2 protein-coding genes are annotated in these 764 nt (G+C 60.7%); both read right to left on the bottom strand.

What is annotated here, in order from left to right; translation table 11 throughout:
- Positions 1 to 88: 88 nt before the first annotated feature.
- Complete coding sequence (gene tnpB / locus NKI54_RS36345; RefSeq protein WP_352694668.1) at positions 89 to 292, bottom strand: IS66 family insertion sequence element accessory protein TnpB; 204 nt, start codon at positions 290 to 292, stop codon at positions 89 to 91.
- On the bottom strand, positions 289 to 633 hold the full coding sequence (gene tnpA / locus NKI54_RS36340) for an IS66-like element accessory protein TnpA (RefSeq protein ID WP_095205366.1): 345 nt from the start codon (positions 631 to 633) through the stop codon (positions 289 to 291). The genes tnpB and tnpA overlap by 4 nt, the downstream gene beginning before the upstream one ends.
- Between the last annotated feature and the right edge of the window lie 131 nt (positions 634 to 764).

Raw genomic sequence — 764 nt, 5'->3', positions numbered from 1 at the left:
CCAGCTTGCTCATCGGGCGGAGGCCATCCGCCAACTCAACTCCTCAAAATGCTCCGATCTCAAGGAAAGGGCTGTAGTATGAAGCAAGTTAGTTGGCATAAAGCGACATGCCGATCCCGTCATGCCAGATGATCTTTACCAGCGATCCGGCGCGTCCGCGGAAAACGTAGAGATCACCACCGTGGGGATCGCGCTTCAGGTGCTGCTGCACCAGCAAAGCCAGGCCCTGCATGCCCTTCCTCATATCGGTGTGGCCCATCGACAGCCACACCCGCGCGCCCGACGGGATCACCGCAGTGCCTTTACCACTGCCGTAACCAGCGTGGGCGTCGCTCCCGCGAAGATGCTCACCCGGCCGCCCTTTACCAGCTCCACGACAATAGCCGGCCGGTGCTCCAGTGGATGGCCGACGTCTTCATCGACAACCACCGCCTCTGTAAGGCACGGGTCCGGGACGTGCTCGCACAGCTTGCGACGCCAAGTGTAGATCAGCGCCGTCGAAACGTCATGCCGCTGCGCCACCTGCGTCACACAGGCTCCCGGCGAAAACGCCTCCTCCAAAATCTGGCGCCGTTCCTCCTCGTTCCACCGCCGCCGACGTTCGGGGCCTGTGAGCAACGTGATCTGACCCATCAACTGCTCCTAAGTGCGCTCATAAGAGGTAAGCGCTATTTTCGCTGCACGTTGACGCGAGCGCTTTCGACGGATGGCCTTCGAATCGGGAACGGTATCTGGTCTGATCAGGCTGCTGTTGCTTTGGCGAA

Source organism: Mesorhizobium sp. M0663 (assembly GCF_040320585.1).
In the GTDB taxonomy this organism is placed as follows: Bacteria; Pseudomonadota; Alphaproteobacteria; order Rhizobiales; family Rhizobiaceae; genus Mesorhizobium.
This window is presented reverse-complemented; position numbering and strand designations above follow the sequence as displayed.

Coding starts and splice junctions, on each gene's coding strand:
- tnpA (WP_095205366.1), bottom strand. CDS start 633: ATGGGTCAGATCACGTTGCTCACAGGCCCCGAACGTCGGCGGCGGTGG.